This window comes from Amycolatopsis sp. AA4 (genome assembly GCF_002796545.1).
Classification (GTDB): Bacteria; Actinomycetota; Actinomycetes; order Mycobacteriales; family Pseudonocardiaceae; genus Amycolatopsis.
This window is the reverse complement of sequence record NZ_CP024894.1, coordinates 6,086,853-6,106,154: the sequence shown is the minus strand read 5'-3', so window position 1 is coordinate 6,106,154 and position 19,302 is coordinate 6,086,853. Positions and strand designations below refer to the sequence as shown.

General features: G+C 70.1%; 15 protein-coding genes and 1 pseudogene. 7 read left to right on the top strand and 9 right to left on the bottom strand.

The window, feature by feature from the left end:
• Positions 1 to 750: 750 nt before the first annotated feature.
• The 5 genes and pseudogenes from CU254_RS28255 to CU254_RS28235 all read right to left on the bottom strand — a co-directional run bounded on the left by CU254_RS28255 (position 751) and on the right by CU254_RS28235 (position 5,326).
• Positions 751 to 1,943, bottom strand: a pseudogene (locus CU254_RS28255) (RNA polymerase sigma factor).
• Positions 1,940 to 2,299 (bottom strand): YciI family protein, encoded by a 360-nt coding sequence (locus tag CU254_RS28250; RefSeq protein WP_037715090.1) that lies wholly within the window; start codon positions 2,297 to 2,299, stop codon positions 1,940 to 1,942. Before CU254_RS28250 ends, CU254_RS28255 begins: the two are co-directional and overlap by 4 nt.
• Before the next feature lie 94 nt (positions 2,300 to 2,393).
• Entirely contained in the window at positions 2,394 to 3,980 is a 1,587-nt protein-coding gene (locus CU254_RS28245) for a hypothetical protein (protein WP_009081526.1), read from the bottom strand.
• The gene (locus CU254_RS28240) at positions 3,956 to 4,726 is read right to left on the bottom strand and encodes an ABC transporter ATP-binding protein (RefSeq protein ID WP_009081524.1); all 771 of its coding nucleotides are present in this window, start codon (positions 4,724 to 4,726) and stop codon (positions 3,956 to 3,958) included. Before CU254_RS28240 ends, CU254_RS28245 begins: the two co-directional genes overlap by 25 nt.
• Before the next feature lie 42 nt (positions 4,727 to 4,768).
• The gene (locus CU254_RS28235) at positions 4,769 to 5,326 is read right to left on the bottom strand and encodes an ester cyclase (RefSeq protein WP_009081522.1); all 558 of its coding nucleotides are present in this window, start codon (positions 5,324 to 5,326) and stop codon (positions 4,769 to 4,771) included.
• A gap of 80 nt (positions 5,327 to 5,406) precedes the next feature.
• On the opposite strand from CU254_RS28235, the gene CU254_RS28230 reads away from it, so the two are divergent.
• Positions 5,407 to 6,084, top strand: a complete 678-nt coding sequence (locus tag CU254_RS28230) for a TetR/AcrR family transcriptional regulator C-terminal domain-containing protein (RefSeq protein WP_009081521.1) — start codon at positions 5,407 to 5,409, stop codon at positions 6,082 to 6,084.
• Here the strand turns inward: CU254_RS28230 and CU254_RS28225 are convergent.
• Positions 6,065 to 7,843, bottom strand: a complete 1,779-nt coding sequence (locus tag CU254_RS28225; RefSeq protein ID WP_037715088.1) for a VanW family protein — start codon at positions 7,841 to 7,843, stop codon at positions 6,065 to 6,067. The genes CU254_RS28230 and CU254_RS28225 overlap by 20 nt on opposite strands.
• Before the next feature lie 148 nt (positions 7,844 to 7,991).
• The gene (gene araD, locus CU254_RS28220) at positions 7,992 to 9,710 is read right to left on the bottom strand and encodes an L-arabinonate dehydratase (RefSeq protein WP_009081517.1); all 1,719 of its coding nucleotides are present in this window, start codon (positions 9,708 to 9,710) and stop codon (positions 7,992 to 7,994) included.
• A 118-nt stretch (positions 9,711 to 9,828) separates the two neighbouring features.
• Here araD and CU254_RS28215 point away from each other — a divergent pair, with 118 nt between their 5' ends.
• From CU254_RS28215 to CU254_RS28205, 3 genes are read left to right on the top strand one after another with little or no spacing between them, the layout of a single operon-like run.
• Complete coding sequence (locus tag CU254_RS28215) at positions 9,829 to 10,482, top strand: GntR family transcriptional regulator (RefSeq protein ID WP_009081515.1); 654 nt, start codon at positions 9,829 to 9,831, stop codon at positions 10,480 to 10,482.
• A gap of 4 nt (positions 10,483 to 10,486) precedes the next feature.
• Positions 10,487 to 10,990, top strand: a complete 504-nt coding sequence (locus CU254_RS28210; protein ID WP_009081514.1) for a metallophosphoesterase — start codon at positions 10,487 to 10,489, stop codon at positions 10,988 to 10,990.
• An 18-nt stretch (positions 10,991 to 11,008) separates the two neighbouring features.
• Positions 11,009 to 11,992 (top strand): PHP domain-containing protein, encoded by a 984-nt coding sequence (locus CU254_RS28205; protein ID WP_009081512.1) that lies wholly within the window; start codon positions 11,009 to 11,011, stop codon positions 11,990 to 11,992.
• On the opposite strand, the gene CU254_RS28200 is transcribed toward CU254_RS28205, so the two are convergent.
• Both CU254_RS28200 and CU254_RS28195 read right to left on the bottom strand, forming a co-directional pair.
• Positions 11,958 to 12,542 carry a L,D-transpeptidase gene (locus CU254_RS28200; RefSeq protein WP_009081510.1) on the bottom strand — a complete coding sequence of 195 codons (585 nt, stop codon included), beginning with the start codon at positions 12,540 to 12,542 and terminating at the stop codon, positions 11,958 to 11,960. The genes CU254_RS28205 and CU254_RS28200 overlap by 35 nt on opposite strands.
• Positions 12,506 to 13,354, bottom strand: a complete 849-nt coding sequence (locus CU254_RS28195; RefSeq protein WP_037715085.1) for a chitosanase — start codon at positions 13,352 to 13,354, stop codon at positions 12,506 to 12,508. Before CU254_RS28195 ends, CU254_RS28200 begins: the two co-directional genes overlap by 37 nt.
• 278 nt (positions 13,355 to 13,632) lie before the next feature.
• On the opposite strand from CU254_RS28195, the gene CU254_RS28190 reads away from it, so the two are divergent.
• The 3 genes from CU254_RS28190 to hrpA all read left to right on the top strand — a co-directional run bounded on the left by CU254_RS28190 (position 13,633) and on the right by hrpA (position 19,138).
• A complete protein-coding gene (locus tag CU254_RS28190; protein WP_009081506.1) occupies positions 13,633 to 13,950 on the top strand; it encodes a hypothetical protein in 318 nt (105 codons plus the stop codon).
• 42 nt (positions 13,951 to 13,992) lie between these two features.
• Positions 13,993 to 15,186, top strand: a complete 1,194-nt coding sequence (locus tag CU254_RS28185) for a cation:proton antiporter (protein WP_009081505.1) — start codon at positions 13,993 to 13,995, stop codon at positions 15,184 to 15,186.
• 76 nt (positions 15,187 to 15,262) lie between these two features.
• Positions 15,263 to 19,138 (top strand): ATP-dependent RNA helicase HrpA, encoded by a 3,876-nt coding sequence (gene hrpA / locus CU254_RS28180; protein ID WP_009081503.1) that lies wholly within the window; start codon positions 15,263 to 15,265, stop codon positions 19,136 to 19,138.
• Positions 19,139 to 19,302: the final 164 nt, after the last annotated feature.

The following is a 19,302-nucleotide window of genomic DNA, read 5'->3' as shown; positions in this document are numbered from 1 at the left end:
GACTTAAGCCGGTAGCAACGGTGAGCTGCAGGCGGTTGGCAGGAAGCCGCGGGAGCGCGCGCCGTGGTCCGCAGCGTCCGGAGCCGCACCGGGCCGGACGACAGGCCTGGCCCTGGCGGACTCGCGCTCACTGGCGGATTGGCCGCGGCAGGGGGTGCTTTCCTCCGGGATCGGGGGGCCGTCACGTGGCCGCTCGCCGGAGGAATTGCGGGAATCGCAGATCTTCGGCGGGCTGGTTCCGCCCTGCCAGGAATGAAGCGGCGCCGGTGTCTGGGGCAGGACTCGGCGGGTGGATGGGCCAAGCGGGTTCGGTCGCCGGGTGCGGTCGTTCCTGCTGCCGCGGGTGGCGCGGCTGGCGGGTGGATGGGTCAAGCGGTTTCGGTCGTCGGGTGTGCTCGTTCCTGCTGCCGCGGGTGGCGCGGCTGGCGGGTGGATCGGCCAACCGGATGGGGTTGCTGGCCGTCGGATGTGCTGCGGCGGACGGACGGTCCCGGCGGACAGCGTCGGTGCACGGGCCGGGTTCGCCGGTGGCTGCTGTCTGGTGGCGAAGGCGGACAGCGCGGCCGAATCGAGCCCGGGTGTGCGTTGACGGGCAGGCTTGGCTGTGCCAGGCAACGTGATCGGCGTCCTCGGGCACACCAATCTCGGCCGCGTGCCGCAGCGGCTGAGCGAGCGGGAGCGGAAAGCTCCGAACCGGCCAGTGGCAGGTGGCTCGGTGGGACTGGTGCTGCCGCAGCTGGCGAGAAAGCTTCAGCCATCCTCGGCGAGCCGCGACCGCCGGTTCTCCAGAAAGGCTCGCTCAGTCTCGTTGGTAGCCAACGCGATCGCCTCCGTATAAGCCGCCCGGGCTTCGGCGGCGCGGCCCAAGCGGGACAAGAGATCCGCTCGGGTGGCGGGCAGCAGGTGGTATCCGGGCAGGTCCAGCTCGTCCACCAACGCCAGGGCCAGTTCCGGGCCGTGGACTTCGGCTACTGCGACGGCGCGGTTCAGGGCTACGACGGCGGTCGGCGTGTGGACCAGGAGCTGGTCGTACAGGGCCAGCACCTGGGGCCAATCGGTTGCGGGGCCGTCGGTGTGGACGGCGTTGATCGCGGCTTGCAGCTGGTACGGGCCGGGCTGTCCGCGGCGCAGGCATTGCCGTACCAGGGCATGGCCTTCGGCGATCAGGTCCGGGTTCCACAGGGAGCGGTCCTGTTCGGTCAGCACTACCAGGTTGCCGGAGGAATCCACGCGGGCTGGGCGGCGGGCTTCGGTCAGGAGGAGCAGGGCGAGCAGGCCCTGGACTTCCGGTTCGTCCGGCATCAGGTCGGCCAGGGCGCGGGTCAGGCGGACGGCTTCCAGACACAGGTCTGTCCGCACCAAGGGGCCGGAGGTCGAGGTGTAACCCTCGTTGAAGACCAGGTACAGGACGGTCAGGACGGAGGCCAGGCGGTCCGGCAACGCGGCCTCGTCGGGGACTCGGTACGGGATTCCCGCGTCGCGGATCTTCTTCTTCGCGCGGACGATGCGTTGCGCGATCGTCGGTTCGGGACCAGGTACGCGCGGGCGATCTCGGCGGTTTCCAGGCCGCCCAGCAGACGCAGGGTCAGGGCGGTCTGCGCGAGCGGGGAGAGCGCCGGGTGGCAGCAGGTGAAGATCATCCGCAACTGGTCGTCGCGCACGGGGCCCGCCTCTGCTGGTTCGTCGGGCTGGTGGAGGAGCAGGGCTTGCGCGTGCCGGGCCTCCCGGGTGGATTCCCGGCGGAGGCGGTCGATCGCGCGGTTTCGGGCGGTGGTCACGATCCACGCGCCCGGATTGGCGGGCAGCGACTCCGCCCACGCGGTGACGGCGGTGGCGAAGGCGTCCTGTACCGCCTCCTCGGCCAGCCCGATGTCGCCCAGGAGGCGGGTCAGGGTGGCGACACAGCGGCCGTACTCCGCTCGGTAGACCGCGTCGAGCGTCACGCAGCGTCCTCCGGGCCCTCGGCGAACGGGCGTACTTCGATGGGGCGGCCGCACGCGTGGGCGCATTTGTCCGCCCACGACAGGGCTTCGTCCAGGTCCGCGCATTGGATCACCCAGAAACCGCCCAGCTGCTCCTTCGTTTCGGCGAACGGGCCGTCCGTCATCGTGACGCCGCCGTTCGCGGGGCGGACCACGGTGGTCGCGTGCGACCGGCGCAAACCGCCGACGAAGACCCAGGCGCCGGCGGCTTTCATGTCGTCGGTGACCTTGCCGGTGCGGGCCATCTGGGCGGTCAGTTCCTCGCCGGTCTCCAGCGTGTCTTCGTCGACCTGGACGGCCAGCAGGTACTGCTTCATGGCGAACTCCTCAAACGCGGGGTCTCTTACCCTGGCTACGAACGCGCGCGACGCCATTCGACACCTCGGCGAGAAAACCGGCGAGAAAAATCTGTCACCGTTCTTTGGAGACGGTCGCCAGCAGCTCCGGACCTCGCGCTACCAGCCGTTGCTGGGCGAGCGAACCCCACCACCACGCCAGTGCGAGGCCGGTCGCGATGCCGGCCGGGATGCCCAGCCACTGCAGCACCGGCAGGTCCGTCAGTGTTCCGGCCACGCCCAGCGCCACGACCGGCAGCGCACCGACCACGATGAGCAGCGTGGTCGCCAGCATCAGGGCGGCTCGAGCGCATCCGGGACGTCCGCCGGACGACCACGGGCTGCCGCTGCGGCGTTGATCCGGCAGCGGGAAGGCCAGGAAGACCGATTGCAGCATCAAGACCCCGGCGCCGGCGCCCAGTGTCGCCGGGACCAGGCCGAGGACCCACGGGTACGCGCTCGGTACGCCGGTGACGCCAGGCAGGACCAGCGCGAGCACCAAGGCCACCGGGGCGACGATCAGCGTCCACGCCAGTTGGCGGCCGCGGATGTCGGCGCGTTCGGCTCCGGGCACGACCAGCGTGTGCCATAGCGCGCTGCCGTCCATTCCGTACAAGTTGCCGGACTGCATCGACGCGAAAAGCACTACTGCGACACCGAAATACGGCAGCATCGCCGACCGGTCGCCGCCGCCGGACAGGGACGGCACGACGGTGATGACGAAGCCGATCAGCAGCGTCGACATCAGGGCGACGCGGCGTCGGGCGTCTCGCCACCAGGTGTGCAGTTCCTTGCGCGCCACGGCGCCCACCGGCGTCGAAGGCAGCAGGCTGCGTCGCGTGCGGCTGCTCTTCGCGCGGGTGCGGGAGGCGCCGCGGAAGGACGGCGTGGTGACCTGGCGGGCCAGCAGCGCACCCCAGATCAGGACCAGAACCGCCACTACGCCGAGCAAAGCGGCGAAGAGGCCGCCGGCTGTGCCCCATTCCCCGGTCCCGGCGGCGTGCACCGCGAGCGTGCCCCAGCCGGACGGCAGCGCGTGCATGACGCTGACGAAGCCGGGCATCTGGCCGTTGACGATCGCCGGGGCGACGTTCTTCATCACGTAGTTCACCGCGACGCCGGACAACCCGGTGAGCGCCACCAGGATGATGCCGAGTTCCTTGCCCTTGCGCGACGTCAGCAGCGCGCCCAGCGCGGCCATCACCACGCGGTACAGCAGCACCACGAACGCCAGCTGCAGCACGGTGAACACGAGACCGACGAGCGCCGCGGCAGGGCCGAACCGCAGTCCGTAGAACACCAAGCCGAGGAACGCCAGCAGGCTCACCAGCGCGGTGACGCCCACGAAGCTCGCCGCGAGCAGCCCGACCGCCAGTTTGCGCCGTCCGATCGGCAGCAGCGCGAAGTGTTCCGGCCGCAGCGTGTCGTCCCCGCCGCCGGTCGCGATCGGGGCGAGCACCCAGCCCGCCATCCACACCGCGTAGACCGAGGTGAGCAGGTCGACGGTGATCCGCGCTTCCGGAGCGGGCAACACCGCGATGCCGATGGTGACCAGGGCCGCCACCAGGCCGGCGAGGCCGCCGACGATCATTCCGGCGATCTGCCGCCCGCGCAGCGAATTGCGCAGGACCCGCAGCTTCAGTCGGACGAGGACGCCAACCACGCCAGCCCCTCCGCTCCACCGGTCCGCCCGCCGACGATGTGCACGAACGCGTCTTCCAGCGTGCCTTCGCCCCGTACGTCGGCCACCGCGCCCGCGGCCACGACCCGTCCGCGCGTGATCACCGCGACGTGGCTGCACAGCTGTTCCACCAACGCCATCACGTGGCTCGACAGCACCACCGCCCCGCCGGAGGCGACGAACCGCTGCAGGATCGTGCGGATCGTCGACGCCGAAACCGGGTCGACCGCCTCGAACGGCTCGTCCAGCACCAGCAGCCGCGGCCCGTGCAGCAACGCCGTCGCGAGGCCGATCTTCTTGCGCATGCCCGCGGAATAGTCGATGACGAGCGTGCGCTCGGCGTCCGTCAGCTCCAGCACGCCGAGCAGTTCCTGGGCGCGTTCGGCGACCGTGTCCGGCGCGAGCCCGCGCAGCAGGCCCATGTACGTCAGCAGTTCCCGCCCGGTGAGCCGCTCCGGAATGGACAATCCGTCCGGAAGAACGCCGATCAGGCTTTTCGCCCGTTCCGGTTCCCGCCACACGTCCACGCCGAACACGCGCGCCTCGCCGGAATCCGGCCGGAGCAGCCCGACCGCCATCGACAGCGACGTCGTTTTCCCGGCTCCGTTGGGGCCGACGAGGCCGAAGAACGACCCCTTCGGCACTTCCAGCCGCACGTCGTCTGCCGCCAGCGTGGTCCCGAACCGTTTGGTGAGTCCGTAAAGCCCCATGGCCGCGTCGTCGGACACCGGTTCCCCCTTCCCGTGGTGTGCGCCCGACTGTACGCGGGGTCACCGACAAAAAGCGGGCGGACTGGTATCGGAAAGCCGCGGATTCGGATCGCCGGACATCGCCAGCAGCCCGCGCACCGCGCGCACGAGCTTGGGCCACGAGGCGGGTTTCCGGACGTCGTACGCGCGCAGCAGCTGGCGGAGCATGGTGAGCGTGTCGAAGTAAATGCGTTCGCACACCAGCTGTTCGTCCGCGTCGAAGAGGAAATACGCGGTCATCCGGACGCGGAACCGCTGTCCGGTCGGCGGGATCTTCCCGAGCGGGCCGCGATGCGTGCCGAGCAGCCAGAACTCCACGATTACCGCATCGGCGCTGTGCCGCAGCGCGATGATTTCGTGGTCTTGATCGGGAAAAGCGCGGCGCGTTTCGTCGTAGTAGCCGCGCACCGCGGCATCGCCGTCGTGCACCGTCATCGTCGGGACGATCTCGTAGTGCGGATGCGGGAACGTCGCGAGCACGTCGTCCCAGTCCTGGCGCACCTCGTCGTGGAAGTGGTCGAGGACGACCTTTTGCCGGGCGCGCAGCACTTCGGGCGCGGGAATGGCCAACGGGTCCACGGGTTCCTCCAAGCCGAGAAGGGCGGGACCGCAATTTAATCCACGGTGTGGGTTAACCGCAAGTACGCCATGATGGAGCCGTGAACACCACGACCCGCCGGGGACGCCCGCGCAAGGGAGACGCCAGGCTGTCGCGGGAAGCGATCCTGACGGCCGCGCTGGAAGTAGTCGACGCCGACGGCGCGGCAGCGGTGAGCATGCGGACCGTCGCGCAGCGCCTCGGCGTGGACGCGAAGAGCCTCTATCACCACATCGACGGCAAGGAAGCCTTGCTCGACGCCGTCGCCGGGCACGTCCTCGGCGGGATCGACCTCCCGGAACCGACCGGACGGCCCGAAGAAGACCTCCGCGCGATCGCCCAGTCCTTCCGGAAAGCCACGCGCGCGCACCCGCAGGCCGCCGCGCTGGTCCTGACCAGACAGTTGCCGTCGATCGCCGCCCTCGCCCCGGTCGAGGCAGTGCTTTCGGTGCTGCGCAAGGCAGGCGCGTCGCCCGAAGAGGCGGTCCACCTGCTGCGCTCGCTCCTGGCCGTCGTCGTCGGCTCGCTCCTTCGCGAGGCAGGCGCGGGACCGGCGTTCGGCGTCACCGACGAAGCCGGAATCGCGCACCGCCGCGCGGAATTGGAGCAGACCGAACTTCCCGCCGTGGTCGAATCCGCGCCGCATTTGGCGCGGTGCGATCACGAAGCGGAGTTTTCCTTCGCCGTCGAGCTGGCAGTGGCCGCCACGATGCAGCGACTCACTGCTCCCCGCAGGTGATCTTCGGCTGCGGGTTGTAGCGGACCGACCGCGTGTGCCGCGAAACTTCCCGGCCTGACGAGGCGTCGCGCAGGATCCGGGTGTCGGTCGCGGTGAAACCGGGCGCGCCGTTGGACGCGTGGCAGTTCTCCGCCGGACCCGGTTTGGTCGGCGGCGGCGTCGGATTCGTGCGTTCGCCGGGAACCGATTCGACGGTGTACCGCTTGGTGCCCCACAGTTTCACGGTGATCGACGACGGCGTCCAAATGGTCTGGATGGCGACGCCGGTGTCCGAGTCGTTCGTGAATTTCAGGTCGATCACGCTGGCGCCATTGGGATTCTGGAACACCGTCGCCTCGCGCGCGGCCGGATACCGGCTGATGTAGTAGCTGTGCTCCTTGTGCCCGGCGTCCTTCATCCCGGAGAAGTACGCCGCGTTGTACAGCGTGGTGGCGAACTGCGAAATGCCGCCGCCGACCTCGCGGGCGGGCGCGCCGTTCTCGATCACGCCCGCCTCGACGTACCCCTGCGGACGGCCGCGCGGCCCGGTGAACCCGTTGAGGCTGAACGTTTCTCCCGGCTTCACGATCGCGCCGTTCACCTTTTCGGCGACCACGCGGATGTTCGTGCCGGAATCGGCCGCGAACCCGCCGGTGGTGAACTCGCCGATGACTTCCTTGACGCCTAGCTTGTCCGCCTGCTCGGTGGTGACCTTCGCGGGCGTCTTCTTGTAGATCGCCTTCAGCTCGCGGCTGTCGGTCTGCTTCAGCGTGTTCGGCAGCGGTTTGAGGCTCTGCTCCCAGTCGACCGTGTTGCCGTCCGCGGACGGTTCGACGACCGGTTTCCCGCCGGAGAACGCGATCGCCGCGTCCTTGCCCTCCTGCTCGGTGGACTTCAGCTGCGGCGCGAGCGCGTCGGTGACCTTCTTCGGGTCGATCTGCGGGGCGAGGCCGCCGCCGTCGCCGGGCACGAACGTGAGCGCGCCGGCGATCTGCTCCGGCGTCAGCGTCGCGTCCGCGCCTTCGCCCTTGACGACGACCGGCGCGGACACCGCGGGCTTGGCGAACTCGGCGAGCGCGCGCTGCACGCCTTCCGCGGTGGTGCGCACCGGCGTCGGCGCGACCGGAAGCTTCAGCTCGCGGCCCGAAGCCCAGCCGCTCAGCACCTTCGCGCGCGCCGCCGCGACGTCCAGTTTTTGCCCGGCCTGCGGCGGGACCGCGACCGGGGTGGTGCCGTCGAACCGGATCGCGCCTTCCTTCGGCTCCCGGTCGACGCGGCCGCGCAGGTTCTCGAGCGCCGGGTCGAGCTTCGCGTCCTCGACGTGCGACACGACGCCCAGTTCCCGCGTGCCGAAGAACGACGCGAGCCGGGTGAAGGGGTTGATCGGCTGGTCGCCCGCCTGGTCGAGGGTGCCGCTCCAGTCGAGTCCCAGCCCGGCCTCGGTCGGCGACAGCTTGGTGCGTGCGTCGCCCGCGGTGACCGTGAGCGGCTGCGTGAGCCGGGGCTCGATCTTCCCGCGCAGCTCGCGTTCGGCGACCGGCCGCTCCAGCCCGCCGACGTCCACGCCGGCCACGACGACGCCGCGCGGCACCCGGCCCTGGCTCGTCAGCAGGTCGATGAGGTACGCGACGACCAGCACGCCGAGCACGCCGCCGCTGATCCAGCCCGCCTTGCGCAGGCCGCGCCGGCGCGGCGGGGACGGAGGCTCCTCCGGCGGCACGACCGGCAGGATGTCGGTCTGGTCGCTGTCGGTTTCCGGCCAGCGCGGTTCGTACTGCACCTCACGACCCCTTCGATTCGCTGCGGTCAGGGGCACAGCGTACGGGCCGAGCCGGACATGCCGGACTACTGCCCCCAGCGGAACAAACCGGTCACCCTCTGTCGTGAGTGGCGATGCCGGTTAGAACCGGCGCCAGCACTCACGACGGTCACCCGGCGTCCGGTTCCGGATTGGCGCCGGCGCGGGCGAGGAAGTCGAAATCGCAGCCCTCGTCGGCCTGCGTGATGTGCTCCGCGTACAGGGCACCGTAACCCCGCTCGAACCGCGGCGCGGGGGCGGCCCACGAAGCGAGACGACGCTCCAGTTCGGCATCGTCCACCTGCAGCTGCAACGTTCGCGCGGGCACGTCCAAGGTGATCAGGTCGCCGTCGCGGACGAGCGCGAGCGGGCCGCCGACGTGCGATTCCGGTGCCACGTGCAGCACGCACGCGCCGTAGCTGGTGCCGCTCATCCGCGCGTCGGAGATCCGGACCATGTCCCGTACGCCTTGTTCCAGCAGGTACGCCGGGATCGGGAGCATGCCGTACTCGGGCATCCCGGGGCCGCCGAGCGGGCCGGATCCGCGCAGTACCAATACGGAATCGGCGGTGATGCCCAGCGCCGGGTCGTCAATGCGCTTCTTCAGGTCGGCGTAGTTGTCGAACACCACCGCCGGACCGGTGTGCGTCAGCAGGGCTGGGTCGGCGGCGATGTGCTTGATCACCGCGCCGCCGGGAGCGAGGTTGCCGCGCAGCACGGCCACGCCGCCTTCGCTGGCGACCGGGTTGTCGCGCGCACGGATCACGTCGTCGTTGTGCACGCGCACGTCGGCGAGCGAGTCGGCGAGCGGCCGTCCGGTGGCGGTGACGCGGTCGAGGTGCAGCAGGTCGGTCAAGCGGGACAACAGCCCGGGCAGACCGCCCGCGTAATAGAAGTCCTCCATCAGCCAATCGCCGCCCGGCCGGATGTTCGCCAGCACCGGCACCTGGCGCGCGATCGCGTCGAAATCCCGCAGGGACAGGGAAATCCCGCTGCGTCCGGCCATCGCGATCAGGTGGATCACCGCGTTGGTTGACCCGCCGAGCGCGAGCACGGTCGTGATCGCGTCGGCGTACGCGCGTTCGTCGAGGATCTTCGCGATCGTCAGGTCTTCCCAGACCATGCCGACGATGCGCGCGCCGCTCGCCGCGGCCATCCGGTGGTGCGCGGAATCGACCGCCGGGATCGAGGCCGCGCCGGGCAGCGTCAGCCCCAGCACTTCGGCAGCGGACGTCATGGTCGACGCGGTCCCCATCGTCATGCAGTGGCCGGGGGAGCGGGCGAGGCCGCGTTCCAGCTCGGCCAGCTCCCGGTCGCCGATCGTGCCCGCGCGCCGTTCGTCCCAGTACTTCCACATGTCGGTGCCGCTGCCGAGCACCTCGCCGCGCCAGTTTCCGCGCAGCATCGGGCCGGCGGGCACGAAAATCGACGGCAGCCCGGCGCTTGCCGCACCCATCAGCAGCGCCGGGGTCGTCTTGTCGCAGCCGCCCATCAGCACCGCGCCGTCGACCGGATACGACCGCAGCAGTTCCTCGGTCTCCATCGCCAGCAGATTCCGGTACAGCATCGGAGTCGGCTTCTGATAGGTCTCCGACAGCGTCGCCACCGGGAACTCGAGCGGGAACCCGCCCGCCTGCCACACGCCGCGCTTGACCTGCTCCGCGCGTTCGCGCAGGTGCTGGTGGCACGGGTTGATGTCGCTCCAGGTGTTGAGGATGCCGATCACCGGCTTGCCGAGGTGCTCCTCCGGCTCGTAGCCGAGCTGCCGGGCGCGGGTGCGGTGGCTGAAGTTCCGCAGGTCGTCGCCGCCGAACCAGCGGTGGCTGCGCAGCTGTTCGGGTGCCTTCATCGCGCTCTGGTCCCTTCGACGGCGGATGGCATCTGATATATGATCGTACGTGTCGACGCTCGGAGACGCCCGCCTGGTTGAATGTGCGGGGACGAGCGCGAAAGCCAGGAGGGTCGGCATGCCGTCCACGTTCAGCCTCCCCGCCTCCCGCACCGAGGTGGTGCTGGAGGAGATCCGGCGCGGCATTCTCGCCCGCGAGCTGGTGCCCGGTCAGCAGCTGGTGGAGGCGGAGCTGGCCGCGCGGCTCGGGGTGTCCAAGACGCCGGTGCGCGAGGCGCTCAAGGTGCTGTCCAACACCGGGCTGGTCACGTTCAGCCCGTACAAGGGCGCGTCGGTGTGCGTGGTCGACGCGGCGCTGGCCCGGTCGGTCTACGACGTGCGGATGGTGCTGGAGCCCGAAGCGCTGCGCCGTGCCGTCCGGTCTTCGGACCGCACGGCGTTCGACGAGGCCGCGCAGATCCTCAAGGAAGCGTCGGCCGCGGACGCCGACCAGACCACGCTGAGCCTGCTGAACCGGCGGTTCCACCGCGCGCTGTACGCGGGCTGCGGCAACCCGCTGATGGTGTCGATGCTGGACGATCTGCGCGACCGGGCGGCGCTGATCACCGTGGTCGGCTGGGACGCGAATCCCAGCTGGCGCAAGGAATGGAGCGAGCACAAGGCTGTGCTCGCCGCCGCGCGGAAGGGCGACGAGGACGGCGCGGCCGAGCTGCTGCGCGCGCACATCGCGGCGTTCCTCGACCACGTGCTCGAGGCGATCGGGGAGGAGTGACGGCGTGCGGTTGCTGCTCCTCGCGGACACCCACCTGCCGAAGCGGGCGAAGGAACTGCCCGCGCAGGTCTGGGACGAGGTCTCCCGCGCCGACGTCGTGGTGCACGCGGGCGACTGGGTCGACGTGGCCACTCTCGACGCGCTCGAAACCCGCAGCGCCCGGCTGATCGGCGTTTACGGCAACAACGACGGTCCCGAACTGCGGAAACGCCTGCCCGAGGTCGCCCGCGAGACGCTGGAGGGCGTGCGGTTGGCGGTCGTCCACGAAACGGGCGACGCGAAGGGGCGCGCGGCCCGCTGCGACGCGCTGTATCCGGACGTCGACGTGCTGATCTTCGGGCACAGCCACATCCCGTGGGACACGGTGACGCCCGGCGGCCTGCGGCTGCTCAACCCCGGTTCGCCCACCGACCGGCGGCGGCAGCCGTTCTGCACCTACCAGACCGCCGAGATCCGCGACGGCCGTCTGGACGGCGTCGAGCTCCACGAGCTGCCTGGGCGCGGTTGAGCGGGTAGAACAGGAGTCATGGACCCGGCCCGCGCCCTGCGCGACATCGCCTTCCAGCTCGAACGCGCCGGTGAACCGACTTACCGGGTGCGCGCCTTCCGCCAGGCCGCTGCCGTGGTCGAGCGGCTGTCCGAGGACGAACTCGCGGCGCGCGTCGGTGCGAAGTCGCTTCAGGCGTTAAAGGGGATCGGCAAAGCCACCGCCGGGGTCATCGAGGACGCGTGGCACGACCGTACGCCCGCGTACGCGGCGAAGCTGCCCGAAAGCACGCTGCCGGACGGCGGCGAACTGCGTACGGCGCTTCGCGGCGACTGTCACACGCACTCCGACTGGTCCGACGGTGGCAGCCCGATCCTCGAGATGGCCGAGACGGCACGCGACCTGGGGCACGAGTGGATCGTGCTCACCGACCATTCGCCGCGGCTGACCGTCGCGCGCGGGCTGTCTCCGGAGCGGCTGCGGGCGCAGATGGACGAGGTCGCGCGGGTGAACGAGCAACTGGCCCCGTTCCGGCTGCTGCACGGCATCGAGGTCGACATCCTTGACGACGGCGCGCTCGACCAGACCGAGCAGCTGCTGGACCGGCTCGATTTCGTGGTGGCCAGCGTGCATTCGAAGCTGCGGATGCCGGCGCGGGAGATGACGCCGCGGATGCTGGCCGCCGTCGAGAATCCGCACGTCCGCGTGCTGGGGCACTGCACCGGACGGCTGGTCGGCGGACGGAGCAGGCCGGAGTCGCAGTTCAACTCGGAGAAGGTGTTCACCGCGTGCCGCGAGAACGGCGTGGCGGTGGAGATCAACTCGCGACCGGACCGGCTCGACCCGCCGATGCGGTTGCTGCGCCAGGCGGTCGAGCTGGGCTGCGAGTTCGCGATCGACAGCGACGCGCACGCGCCCGGTCAGCTCGACTGGCAGGCCTACGGCTGCGAGCGGGCGGAAAAGGCGGGCATCGGCCCGGACCGGGTCATCAACACGCGGACGGCCGATCAACTATCGCGATGACCGGATTCCGCGCGGGATCGAGCCAGCGCAGGACGGCGACGAGGTCGTCGAGCGCCAGGGCGACGCAGCCCGCGGTCGGCCCGCCGGTGGCCACGTGCAGGAAGAACGCCGAACCGGCCCCGGGCACGACCGGCGAGCGGTTGTAGTCGATCACCACCGCGTGCGCGTACGCCGGGCCCGCCGCGCCGAGGTTCTCGCCCGCTGCCTGGTCGAACGGGCCGGAGGCGCCTCGGTAATGGGTGTTGTACCGCGGGGAGTGCACATCGGACACCCACCAGTCCGAAGTGGTCACTCGGCGGTAGGGGAGCCGGGTGCCGGGGTTCGGTGCGATGCCGAACGCCTCGGTGAGCGGCCAGGTTCCGGCCGGGGTACGGGAAAGTCCTTCGCGCGCAACGCCGATTCCTTGCGCGCCGACCTCCGCTGGGTACGGACCGAGCGTCCGTACCCAGCGTTCGCCGTCGTGGTTCCACGCGGACGCGCTGTGCGCGGTGACCGCGAGAACCTGCTGCGGGCTCAGTTGATCTCGTACGGCTCCCCGTAGACCTTCCACTTCAGCGGCGGGTGCAGATCGAGGTTGCCGTCGTTGAGGAACACCAACTGCTCGGTGTCGACGCGGGACGTGTCCGCATGCGCTTCTTCCTTCTTCATGACCACCTTGCGGGCGTCGAGAAACGCCTTGAGGTAAGCGGTTTCGTCGCCGCCCTGGGCGGGCGGCTTCGCCTGCGACAGCGCGGCGTCGCGGATGCCGCCGAAGCTGTCGGTGCTCGTGCCGGGGCTGTGCATTACGATGGCGTCGTAGTAGATGAACTGGCCGAGCGCGCCGAGACCGTCGGATTTGCCTTGGTTCACCGCCGGATCGAAGTACCCGCGGTCGCGCTCGCTGTTCTGCGCGGCCTGGAATTCCTCGGTGCCGGCGGCCTGCTTCCACGCGCTTTCGAAGGCCGAGCCGAGTCCCTCGTGCGAGTCGGAACCGTTGACCTTTTCCAGCGCGGGCAGGAACTTCGCCAGCGGGTTGTCCGGCACGGCTTTGGTGTAGGCCCGCACGAGTTCGAGCAGGTCGCCGGTGCCGGAGCAGAACCCGATGATTCCCGCGGTGTAGCCGCGGCCGTCGCCGATGTCCTCGATGTAGGCGTACTGCTTCTTCCAGTCGAGCGACGAGTTTTCCGCGCTCGACACCAGCTGCATCGCGATCTCCTTCTTCTCCGGGGACGCGAGGTCGCCGCCCGAGCCGAGCACGGACGCCGACGCGGCGAGCGGGGCGGGCACGGCGGCGGCCGAGAGGGCGGGGGTGCCGAGGACGAGAGCGAGGGCCGAGGCAGCCGTGAGACCGGCGACCAGCGCGGGCCGCATCGTCTTGCGCATGAGGGGAATCCCTTTCCGCGGTACGTGGGCAAGGCGGCCGGACCGGCGAATGACCGGTTCCGGGTACTGCTGCGGCGTAACGCCACGATAACCGAGCGTGAAGCGGCGGGGCAAGGGATGCGCCGAGGTTTCCCGGACGTGAACCGCTCTGGTCCACTGTGGACAATGCAGATCGGCTGAACGAGGCCGGAATCGTGCGAACTGGCGTCGGTATGTCTACTGTGGACACCTCTTGGAGTGTCCGGCGGACATTAAAGGCATGGTAAACTCGTCCCGAGATGACGACTGCTGCCGCCGCTCCCGCGCCGCGGCACCGGTCCATCCTCGTCCTGCTGCTCACCGCGCTGCTCCTGCTCGGCGTCGCGGTCCCCGGTCCGGGACCGGCGGGCCCGCGTCCGCACGAACCGGAATCCGCCCTGGTCCAGGAACAGGGCCCGCACCTCGTCGCCGCGCACCCGCTGCCGTTCGCCGACGCCCCGGGCGAGATCCGCCTCGCCCGGCCGGATCGGTGCACCGTCCCGTTTTCCGTCGCGCCTCCGGTCGAACTCGACCGCGCGCCCGCGCCCGCCGCGGCGCGGGCTCCTCCGGATTGCTGAGTACTCGGTTCCCCCCCTGTACCCGGCTCTCAAGAGGATTTCATGAGCAACGGTCATGCTTTGCTGGCCGTCGGCGGCGCGTTTCTCGCCGCCGGCGCCCTCGCCCGCGTCGGCGCCCGGATCGGGCTGCCCACGATTCCCCTGTTCATGCTGGCCGGTTTCGTCTTCGGCCCGCACACCCCTGGACTGTCCCTTGTGGACGATCCGGCCGAGTTCGGCGTACTGGCCGGGCTCGGTCTCGTGTTCCTGCTCTTCTACCTAGGACTGGAGTTCTCGCTCGACGACCTCGCCCGCGGCGGCGCCAGACTCGCCGGCGCGGGGCTCGCGTACCTCGTGCTGAACATCGGCGGCGGGCTCGCGTTCGGCTTCGCGCTCGGCTGGGGCACCCGCGAGGCGCTGGTGATTGCCGGCGCGATCGGCATCTCGTCCTCGGCCATCGTCACCAAACTGCTCCTCGAAACCCGGCGGATGAACAACCGGGAATCCCGCCTGATCATGGGCATCGTCGTGCTGGAAGACCTGTTCCTCGCGCTGTACCTGGCGCTGCTGCAGCCGGTGCTCAGCGGCGCGGACGGCTTCGGCGCGGCACTCGCCGACTTCGGCAAGGCGTTCGGCTTCCTGCTCGTGCTCGCCGCGCTGGCGCGCTGGGGCGGGCGGGTCGTGTCCCGGCTCTTCGGCTCGGCGGACGACGAACTGCTCACCGTCTGCTTCGTCGGCGTGGCCGTGCTCGGCGCCGCGGTGGCAGAAGAGGTGGGCGTGTCTGACGCGATCGGCGCGTTCATGGTCGGCATGATGCTCGGCAATTCCCAGGTCGCGCCGCGGGTGCACAAACTGGTGCTGCCGCTGCGGGACGCGTTCGGCGCGTTGTTCTTCTTCATCTTCGGGCTGTCGATCGACCCGGGCGCGGTCGGCACCGTCGTCCTGCCGGTGCTCGCCGCGGTCGTGCTGACGCTGGTGCTGAACCTCGCCGCCGGAGCGTTCGCCGCCCGGCTGCACGGCTTCGACCGGCAGGAAGGCGTCAACATCGGCCTGACCGTGCTCACCCGGGGCGAGTTCTCGCTGGTCCTGGCGACGATGGCGACCGCGGCCGGGCTCGACTCGCGGGTGGCCCCGTTCGTCGCCGGATACGTGCTGCTCCTGGCCGTGATCGGACCGCTCGCCGTGCTCCGTTCGGACCGGCTGACCTGGCTGCTTCCGGCCAAGCTCGTCCGGCCGCATCCGGCCCCGGTCTCGTGAACCGGGGAGGCCGGGCTGTCGCTCGCGGCATATTCGGAAGCCACGGCGGTCACGCACGGCTATCCTTGGCCCAAGTATGTCCACTCCATCTTCCCTCGCAGAGCTGCGCGCCCAGCTGCCCGAATTGATGCTGCGCGACGAGCACCGGCTCCGCCGTCGTCTCGACGGCGCGCGCCGGTCTCGCGACAAGCAGCAGACGGCCGAGCGCATCGCCGCCGACGTCGAAACGGCGCTGCTGCGCGTGCAGCAGCGCCGCGAAAGCGTGCCGAAGATCGAGTACCCCGCCGAGCTGCCGGTCAGCCGGCTCAAGGACGAGATCGGCGACGCGATCCGCGACCACCAGGTGGTGATCGTCGCGGGGGAGACCGGGTCGGGCAAGACCACGCAGCTGCCGAAGATCTGCCTCGAGCTGGGCCGCGGCGTGCGCGGGCAGATCGGGCACACCCAGCCGCGCCGGCTCGCCGCGCGCACGGTCGCCGACCGGATCGCCAGCGAGCTGAAGACCGAACTGGGCGACACGGTCGGCTACAAGGTCCGGTTCACCGACCAGTCCGGCCAGGACACCCTGGTCAAGCTGATGACCGACGGCATCCTGCTGGCCGAGATCCAGACCGACCGGATGCTGCGCCAGTACGACACGCTGATCATCGACGAGGCGCACGAGCGCAGCCTCAACATCGACTTCATCCTCGGCTACCTCAAGCAGCTGCTGCCGCGCCGTCCCGACCTGAAGGTGATCATCACCTCGGCCACCATCGACCCGGAACGGTTCTCGCGGCATTTCGACAACGCGCCGATCGTCGAGGTCTCCGGCCGGACCTACCCGGTCGAGGTGCGCTACCGCCCGCTCGTGGACCCGGACGACCCCGAGGGCGACCCGGACCGCGACCAGACGCAGGCGATCGCCGAGGCGGTCCAGGAGCTGTCCGGGGAAGGCCCCGGCGACATCCTCGTGTTCCTCTCCGGCGAACGCGAAATCCGCGACACCGCGGACGTGCTGAATCGGCTGGAGCTGCGCAACACCGAGGTGCTGCCGCTGTACGCGCGGCTGTCCGCGGCTGATCAGCACCGCGTGTTCCAGCGGCACACCGGACGGCGGATCGTGCTGGCCACGAACGTCGCCGAGACGTCGCTGACCGTGCCCGGGATCAAGTACGTGATCGACCCGGGCACCGCGCGCATCTCGCGCTACAGCCACCGCACGAAGGTGCAGCGGCTGCCGATCGAGGCGATTTCGCAGGCGTCGGCGAACCAGCGGAAGGGCCGTTGCGGGCGCACCTCGGACGGCATCTGCATCCGGCTGTACTCCGAGGAAGACTTCGAATCGCGGCCGGAGTTCACCGATCCGGAGATCCTGCGGACGAACCTGGCGTCGGTCATCCTGCAGATGACGTCACTGGGCCTCGGCGACATGAACGCGTTCCCGTTCGTCGAGCCGCCGGACCGCCGCCAGGTCACCGACGGCGTGCAGCTGCTCCAGGAACTCGGCGCGTTCGAGACCGGCGATTCCTCGAAGCTCACCGAGGTCGGCCGCAAGCTCGCGCTGCTGCCGGTGGACCCGCGGATGGGCCGGATGGTGCTCGAAGCCGCGCAGAACGGCTGCGTGCGCGAGGTGATGATCATCGCCGCCGCACTGTCCATTCAGGACCCGCGCGAGCGGCCGGCGGAGAAGCAGCAGGCCGCCGACGCGCAGCACGCCCGGTTCGCCGATCCGACGTCGGACTTCCTCTCCTACCTCAAGCTGTGGGAGTACGTCAGCGAACAGCAGAAGACGCTGACCGGCAACCAGTTCCGCCGGATGTGCCGCACCGAGTACCTGAACTACCTGCGGATCCGCGAGTGGCAGGACATCTTCGGCCAGCTGCGCCAGCTCGCCAAACCGCTCGGCATCACGCTCAGCACCACGCCCGCCGATCCGCAGCGCGTGCACACCGCGCTGATTTCCGGGCTGCTGTCGCACATCGGGCTCAAGGACCCGGCGAAGGGCGACTACCTCGGCGCGCGCGGGGCCCGGTTCTCGGTGTTCCCCGGTTCGGCGCTGTTCAAGAAGCAGCCGCGCTGGGTGATGTCGGCCGAACTGGTGGAGACGTCGCGGCTGTGGGGCCGGGTCAACGCGCGGATCGAGCCGGACTGGGTCGAACCGCTCGCGCAGCACGTCGTGAAGCGTTCGTACGCGGAGCCGCACTGGGAGCGCAAACAGGGCGCGGTGATGGCGACCGAGAAGGTGACGCTGTACGGCGTGCCGCTGGTCGCGGACCGGCGGGTGAACTACGGCCGGATCGACCCGGAGATCTCGCGCGCGATGTTCATCCGGCACGCGCTGGTCGAGGGCGACTGGCAGACGAACCACCGGTTCTTCGCCGAGAACCGTGCGCTGCTGGACGAGGTCGAGGACCTGGAGAACCGGGCCCGGCGGCGCGACATCCTGGTGGACGACCAGACGCTGTACGAGTTCTACGACGCGCGCGTGCCCGAGGACGTCGTGTCCGTGCGGCACTTCGACAGCTGGTGGAAGAAGGCGCGGCGGACCGAGCCGGACCTGCTGTCGTTCGAAAAGTCCATGCTGATCAACGAGGTCGCGGGCGCGGTCCGGGAATCGGACTACCCGGACTCGTGGACGCAGGGCACGCACGTCTTCAAGCTGACCTACCAGTTCGAGCCCGGCGCGGACGCCGACGGCGTGACCGTGCACATCCCGCTGCCGGTGCTGAACCAGGTGACGCCGGACGGTTTCGACTGGCAGGTGCCCGGCCTGCGCGGCGAACTCGCGACGCAGCTGATCAAATCGCTGCCGAAAGCGTTGCGGCGCAACTTCGTCCCGGCTCCGGACACGGCCGCCGACGCGTTGACGCGAATGTCCCCTTCGGACGGTCCGCTGCTCGACATCCTCGGCGACGAGCTGCACGCGATGCGCGGCATCGACATCCCGCATTCGGCATGGGACCTTTCGGCGGTGCCGGACCACCTCCGGATGACCTTCCGCGTGGTCGACGAGCGCGGCAAGCGGGTGGCCGAGGGCAAGGACCTGGACGAGCTGAAACGCCGGCTCGCGCCGCGCGTCCGGGAGACGATTTCCAAGGCGGCCAACAGCATCGAGAAGGCTGGCCTGGTGCAGCCGTCGTTCGGCGAACTGCCGAAGGTGTTCGCCTCGACCCGGCGCGGCCACGACGTGAAGGCGTACCCGGCGCTGGTGGACGAGGGCGCTTCGGTGGCCGTGCGGCTGCTTGATACGCCCGCCGAACAGCAACACGCGATGTGGTCCGGTACGCGGCGGATGCTGCGGCTGAACCTGAACTCGCCGATGAAGTTCATTACGCGGTCGCTGTCGAACTCCTCGAAGCTCGTGCTGAACCGCAACCCGCACGGGAGCGTCGCGGGCCTGCTGGAGGATTGCGTCGACTGCGCGGTCGACGCGCTGATGGCCGCCGCGGGCGGCCCGGCCTGGGACGAGGCGGGTTTCGCCGCGCTGCTGGAGAAGGTGCGGGCGGGGTTGAACCCGAAGGTGCTGGAGGTGCTGACCGAGGTCGAGCGGATCCTGCGCGCGGCCATCGACGTCGAAACGCGCCTGTCGGACACCCGCGGCCCGGCCGAATCGCTGGCGGACATCCGCCGCCAGCTGGACGGTCTGGTCCACGCGGGCTTCGTGACCGAGACGGGAGCCGACCGGTTGCCGAACGTGGTCCGCTACCTGCGCGGCATCGAGCGGCGGTTGGAGAAGCTGCCGCTGGAGCAGACGCGAGACCTGCAGCGGATGGCGGACGTCGCGTGGATCACGAAGGAGTACGAGGACGCGAGGGCCGCGTTGCCGCCGGGGACGTCGTCGCCCGCGCTGGCAGAGGTGCGGTGGATGATCGAGGAGCTCCGGGTGAGCTTCTTCGCGCAGACCTTGGGGACGGCGCATCCGGTGTCGTTGAAGCGGATCACCAAGGCGCTGGACGACGCGCTCGCTTGAGCCAGGAGCGTTCCGGTGCGGGCCTGACTCGGGTGCCGCTGCGCCAGGCGATGCGGCAGCTCGCCTGAACGTCATTGCGCGGAGTTCGCGCGCTGGACGCGGACAGCGCGCTGGCTCGACGGCGCACCGCGCTCGAGGTCGCCGCTCATCGGCTGCCAGAGGCG

What these genes read in the sequence shown, in the direction of transcription:
- CU254_RS28195 (WP_037715085.1), bottom strand. Translation starts at nt 13,354, where the DNA reads ATGCGCAAGACGATGCGGCCCGCGCTGGTCGCCGGTCTCACGGCTGCC.
- araD (WP_009081517.1), bottom strand. Translation starts at nt 9,710, where the DNA reads ATGAAGGCACCCGAACAGCTGCGCAGCCACCGCTGGTTCGGCGGCGAC.
- CU254_RS28250 (WP_037715090.1), bottom strand. Translation starts at nt 2,299, where the DNA reads ATGAAGCAGTACCTGCTGGCCGTCCAGGTCGACGAAGACACGCTGGAG.
- CU254_RS28190 (WP_009081506.1), top strand. Translation starts at nt 13,633, where the DNA reads ATGACGACTGCTGCCGCCGCTCCCGCGCCGCGGCACCGGTCCATCCTC.
- CU254_RS28205 (WP_009081512.1), top strand. Translation starts at nt 11,009, where the DNA reads ATGGACCCGGCCCGCGCCCTGCGCGACATCGCCTTCCAGCTCGAACGC.
- CU254_RS28185 (WP_009081505.1), top strand. Translation starts at nt 13,993, where the DNA reads ATGAGCAACGGTCATGCTTTGCTGGCCGTCGGCGGCGCGTTTCTCGCC.
- CU254_RS28215 (WP_009081515.1), top strand. Translation starts at nt 9,829, where the DNA reads ATGCCGTCCACGTTCAGCCTCCCCGCCTCCCGCACCGAGGTGGTGCTG.
- hrpA (WP_009081503.1), top strand. Translation starts at nt 15,263, where the DNA reads ATGTCCACTCCATCTTCCCTCGCAGAGCTGCGCGCCCAGCTGCCCGAA.